Origin of the sequence: Photorhabdus noenieputensis (genome assembly GCF_018448935.1) — a bacterium.
Classification (GTDB): Bacteria; Pseudomonadota; Gammaproteobacteria; order Enterobacterales; family Enterobacteriaceae; genus Photorhabdus; species Photorhabdus noenieputensis.
Genome location: NZ_RCWC01000073.1, coordinates 1 through 5,425, shown reverse-complemented (window position 1 = coordinate 5,425; position 5,425 = coordinate 1). Strand labels below are relative to the sequence as shown.

Annotated in this window: 7 protein-coding genes; 4 read left to right on the top strand and 3 right to left on the bottom strand. The window is 37.1% G+C overall.

Annotated elements, in window-relative coordinates:
- Window positions 1–545: conjugal transfer protein TraG N-terminal domain-containing protein (locus EAE91_RS22920; RefSeq protein WP_214090472.1), on the top strand; the 545-nt coding region annotated here is incomplete at its 5' end.
- Between the two features lie 39 nt (window positions 546–584).
- Here EAE91_RS22920 and EAE91_RS22915 read toward each other — a convergent pair.
- Window positions 585–983, bottom strand: coding sequence for a hypothetical protein (locus EAE91_RS22915; protein WP_214090471.1), 399 nt, complete (start codon window positions 981–983; stop codon window positions 585–587).
- Window positions 984–1,906: 923 nt separating this feature from the next.
- Window positions 1,907–2,941 (bottom strand): Abi family protein, encoded by a 1,035-nt coding sequence (locus EAE91_RS22910; RefSeq protein WP_214090470.1) that lies wholly within the window; start codon window positions 2,939–2,941, stop codon window positions 1,907–1,909.
- 499 nt (window positions 2,942–3,440) lie between these two features.
- Between EAE91_RS22910 and EAE91_RS22905 the strand changes: the two genes are divergently transcribed.
- The gene (locus EAE91_RS22905) at window positions 3,441–3,599 is read left to right on the top strand and encodes a hypothetical protein (protein WP_021324431.1); all 159 of its coding nucleotides are present in this window, start codon (window positions 3,441–3,443) and stop codon (window positions 3,597–3,599) included.
- Window positions 3,600–3,796: 197 nt separating this feature from the next.
- Here EAE91_RS22905 and EAE91_RS22900 read toward each other — a convergent pair whose 3' ends face one another.
- Window positions 3,797–4,351, bottom strand: a complete 555-nt coding sequence (locus EAE91_RS22900) for a transcriptional regulator (protein ID WP_058589720.1) — start codon at window positions 4,349–4,351, stop codon at window positions 3,797–3,799.
- Between the two features lie 258 nt (window positions 4,352–4,609).
- Between EAE91_RS22900 and EAE91_RS22895 the strand changes: the two genes are divergently transcribed.
- Both EAE91_RS22895 and EAE91_RS22890 read left to right on the top strand, forming a co-directional pair.
- Window positions 4,610–4,834 (top strand): helix-turn-helix domain-containing protein, encoded by a 225-nt coding sequence (locus tag EAE91_RS22895; RefSeq protein ID WP_021324429.1) that lies wholly within the window; start codon window positions 4,610–4,612, stop codon window positions 4,832–4,834.
- Window positions 4,835–5,089: 255 nt separating this feature from the next.
- The coding region (locus tag EAE91_RS22890) for a hypothetical protein (protein WP_214090469.1) at window positions 5,090–5,425 on the top strand (336 nt) is incomplete at its 3' end.

The window sequence follows — 5,425 nt, the reverse complement described above, 5'->3', positions numbered from 1 at the left end:
TCTATGCCGGTTACGGCGGTAACGCGGATTTTACTCTGATGAATTCGGTGGGCCGGATAGCCTCATTGGGCGGGGTGTCGTTGGGAAGCTTGGCGGCATTTCCGGCGTTTGATGCAATGCGCCAGGCTTTACCGATGGTGCAGGCTGTTATATTGATGGCGGTGACTATCATATTACCGTTGATTATCGTATTTGCTGTCTACGAATATAAGACGGTCGTTACACTGACTTTTATTGTGTTTGCGCTGAATTTTTTGACATTCTGGTGGGAATTGGCACGTTGGTTGGACAGCTGGTTATTGGAGGCATTGTATGGTTCGGATACGCACAGCCGCTGGAATATGGCCGGTTTTCAGAATAGCACAGACGATATCATTATGAGTTTTGTGATGGGAGCGATGTTTATTGTGTTGCCGGCATTGTGGATGGGAGCGTTGTCGTGGGCGGGAATTAAAATGGGTGACGCAGTAACAAATGCAACGAAAAATGGTTCTGCTGATATTCAGAAATCGGGTGGGAAATTAGGAGATAGAATAAGTAGGTAACATAATTATATTAAGGAGGGGAATCCCTTCCTTTATGAACTATTCATCTTTATTGTCGACATCAATATAACCGGTTGCATCATACCAGCCCCACCCATAGGGACCATCACGATATTGATTTCCGTAACCTTGTTCATCTGTAAGTTTTTTATCAATTACACCTTTATTCAGTGAAAAACCTAGGATTATTCCAAATATTAGCATAATAACCCCAACTACCATTAATGTACCCATCAGCAAAGTGGTCGCCAGACTGGCAGCAAGTAAGTAAATGGGCAAATGCCCTACCCATGTAGGGAGATTATGTTTGTGGGCTTTAGTAACACAATTTGCATCCCAGGTACGTAAACGTTGGCATAAGTTGAGATAAATTCCAGCAACTTTTGCTCCCCGAATCTGAGCACGCATTGTACGTTGTGTGTTATGATTGTCAGTCATTGAGTAACCTCTTGTTGAGATGGTATTCATAAATAACATAATTATTTCTTGGTTAGGTTAGCCAAAAATTTAAGCGGCGTCTATGGTATGAATCGTAAAACGAGTTGTGTGTTATGCACATTTGCACGGCTGATAAAGCTCATTCACCTGACCCCATCAAAGGGTCGGGTGAATGGAAGCGGTTGGTGAGCTGGGGAGGCGAACCAACATCAGCGGTGTAACTGTGTATAACGCTTTTTTAACGAATAAGGTGAGTAGTCATATTTTTAACTTTCTGGCGGGTTGATGCATCGAAAAGAGTATTTCTTTGCGAAACTATCAGGGACACCTGTCAGTATTTTTGTCTGGAATTTTGTAGGAAACAGGAGATATTTAATTTAATCGAATAACCTTTATTACATTTTTCACTCAGCTTGTTGTAGCGTTCTATAAACTTGGAATCATAAAAAGAAAGTTTGTTAATAGTTTTGATAAGATTTTTTTGTTATTGTTATTTAAAATAAAATCCTTATCTTTAAATAATCTAGAGACTTCTCAGTTGAATATACTAGTACGAATCTAGGATAATGATTTACAGTCGAATCAGGATTGTCAATGAGGTCAGTTAATTTTATAGCTTTTGATTTTGGTACTGATTTAGATGAATGTAATAAATCATTATTCTTCTGGATAATTCTGTTATCACCATTGTTATTACTAGAGTCGTCAGCATTTCTATATATGTAGCTACTATATCACTGAATTCTCGTTTGAGATTTTGACATACTATGCTTGTGTCCTCTACTGTACATATAGTCAAGCGGCGGCAAGCATTTCTTCTGTATGTGGCAAAAAAATGGCCAGCCTAGCTACTTCAGTTAAATGTAAAATATAAAGTTTGTTATTATATTTCTGCCTTTTTACTTAGCTTTAAAAGGCCGTTGTTATTTTCTTCTAACATTTTTTGCAACCCATGTGCCACTTGTATTGTCTGGCTCGAAATTCACGTTGATACCTATTTCGTGAGGTAAATTCTTTTCATGATTTCCATGGGCATCGAGAACAAATAGATTACTTGGATGTTTAAATGCTTTTATTGAAACCACTTTACCTTCAACCTTTACAATTACACCATCCAATCTTGTCTCTGCAATGTTTTTATTATACCAAGCTTCTATATCTACTGGATGTACTTGATCAAAATCTTTGGCTGCCTGTTTGAATCTCTCAATAGTTTCCTTTTTACACAGTTGGGTTATTTGCTCTATACTTTCCATAATAACAATTGTTTTGAGATTAGAGGGATTAATATACTTAATTAAGTTCAAGCACATCTTAAAACTATTGAGTACTGTATTAATGTGACCTTCAACTGAAAAACTTTTCCTATTATGCCATATAGGCTCATGATGAGCGATTCTATTACGAAGAGAATTAAGTTTTTTTATGTCGTTGGTTATATGCTTGAAAGTCACTTTTTCACCTGGGAATGCAAAATCTATCATTTCCGGCCATATTTTAAGGGACCCCTGTTTATCAGATTTATGATGATTGGAGCAAATGTTACTCCATACACCAAATGTAAGCTTTGCAATCAATTCATCCGGAGTTACTTTTCTTTTTTCTTCTTGGATAGAAGAAAGGGCATTTTCCACTGCCTCACGGCTTTTTATAAATTTGTTATCTTCTGTATTTAAATAGAAATGTTGAATCCAGTTTCTGTCTATTGCCATTTCAGCAGCGGCAGGGGGAAGCCCACTATCTATAAGTTTTTGCCGTTGATATGCTAAGTGACCATAGTATAAACTGTTTCTTAGCGAAACTTCTAAAAGTTGTAATACAGGAAAGAAAGTGGCGCAGAGCCTTTTATTCCATATATAGAGTCCTAAACATTCAGCTTCATTTTCTGTGTTAAAGCCTCTTTTGTAAGTTGATATACGTCTTTCTGATATTGACATTAGAACACTTTTGACGGTCATTGTAATTCATATCCTTTTCTCACATGATTTAAAATAATATAATAATGATTGTGATATTTCACCTATACTTTTCATTTTCCTCTTTTCCATTCTTTGTGATTTATAACCGGGCTGCTGTTTTTGCCGCAGGATGCTTGACGCTATCTGTTTGTTGCTGTAGCATTCTCTCTGCTGGTTGCGGCTATTGCCGCCAGTAACGTGCTAGGGTCACAGATGATGGAAATCATGCTGCTGATGCCGAAAAATATTTGGGATAAACCCTTGTTGAGAAATCAACAAGGGTTTTCTCGTTCTTCTTAATTAAAGGGAAAAAATTAGTATACGGAAATCCTATATATTGGCATTTGTTAGTACTATAATAGTACATCTTTTTTCTTGACAGAAGGTACATTCATAGGAAAGCTTTAAGTCATGTGGTTTCTCAGCATTGTGAACATCAAAAAAACACAGATTTTTGGTTCTTATAGCTTGTAGTACTGAGTGATGATAGGGGAAGGTTATGCAATCAAAACGCCGAATTTCTGAACTTAAGCAAATGTCCGTAAAAGAGCGCAAAATTGAAGGCATGCGTCGAGCTAAGGCTGCTTTTGATCTGGCTGAACGTACAGGTACGTTAACAAAGCGTCCTGTTATCGTTGAGTGCTGCTTTTTTCGTTAGCTTGCTAGGTTGGTAATTATTCTTTGGGTGTTCTATCCAATTGTTTTAATACTCGCACACTCATTTCTCCGTGCTGCTTCTTAAATGTACTGCATTCTTAATTGGCTATTTAGCCTGGTTAAGCGAGAATTGAAAGGTATCGTCATTCTATACCTTGTGCTTAGCTCTACACTATTATGATCACTAATTGACGGTGTTTAATTTTTTTCTTGACTTATCAGGGTAGTAATGTAACGCAAAATTTCTTTATCTGTTGATTCATTCCCATCAAGAGCTACTTTGATTGCTTGTTTCAAATTTGATCTAATTTTAAGCTTATCAATAAGTTCTTCGATATCTTGCTTTTCATGGATCATGGTTAATATCCCTTCAATACCTTTTCGATGCATTAAATTAATTAATGTTTTTGCTTCTTTGACATCAAGAGAATCTAAAATGAGGGACCATGCTGTTTTTAGTTCATCATATCCATAGCCTGTGTCGTCTCTTTGGGAATCATCAGTAGGTTTTTCATTCGGAGTCCCAGAAGCTAGCCATTCCAAAGAAACACCTTCTATTCTAGCGATTTTCTGAGCTACATATAGAGATGGTAGTGTCTTTTTATCAAAGTAGTTATTTAACGTCGAATAAGGTATTTGCCATTCTGTTGAAGCAGCTCGAAGACTCCTTCCTTTAAGAAGCTGTTTTAACCTGTTTTTAAAGGTTTCTTTTCCTTCTTCAAGGAAAGTAGCTTCGTTAGTCTTATTGTTCATATTTTCCTTTTTACGAATGAATTTCTATTTAAAGATCAATAATATCTATAAATAGAAAATAATGGTTGAAATTTTCTATTTATAGAACGATAATCTACAGCAGTGAATGATCCTCCAAGGATTATCTGCACTGATATCTTTTTAGAGTAATTGAAATATAGATTGAAGTAAAACATACCATTAGCAGAGCTTAAAGCAGCGAAGTTACTTTTTGTTTTACAATGTTATTAAATAGTTATACCTGCTTGGAGAATTCTTGTGGAGAAAAAAGATTGGCACCCGGCCGATATTATTGCTGCATTAAGGAAGAAAGGAACGTCATTGGCTGCCGTTTCTCGGGAAGCTGGACTGGCATCGTCAACATTATCCAATGCCTTACAGCGTCCTTGGCACAAAGGTGAGACAATCATTGCGAATGCATTGGGACAGAAGCCTGATGAAATCTGGCCTTCCCGTTATCAGAAAAGAAGGAAGGGATATTGATCTCGAAGAGAAAAAATATGGTGGCTGCTATAGGAGCCATAAAAGCAACGCTCTGAAAGTGAAGCAACACAATCAGAGCGTCTGACCACAACATTATCGGAACTAATGCTATGGCTAATATGAATAGTAACATATCCTCATACTCAAAGCGTTATACATTTAACGCGCAATCTAATGTAGAAACCGAAGCACATACCTTACTTACAGACTTTTCTTTGGTTTTAATTTTTTCTAAATCAATTGAGAAGCAATATTATGCACAGTAGCATCCCAGACATTCTCGACGACAGTAATATACCTGATCTGGATATCTTATGGTCTGCCATGTCGGATGCAATTGCATCACTGGATTTTTCATGTATTAGCGATACTGTACTGTGTCAGTTAATTGAATCATCCAAAGAAAATACTATGGGCATGTGTCATGGTGTAACTTTTCTTGGTGACTCAATGTTGTCGTTTGACAGTAATAACATCCATGAATTTACGCCAGAGAGTTTGTGTCAGCTCGGGCATAGCCTAGAGGCGTTGAGTTCTTTATTACCGATGTTGTTTACTTTGCATGAAAAAGCGAGTGGTGAATGTCACCGT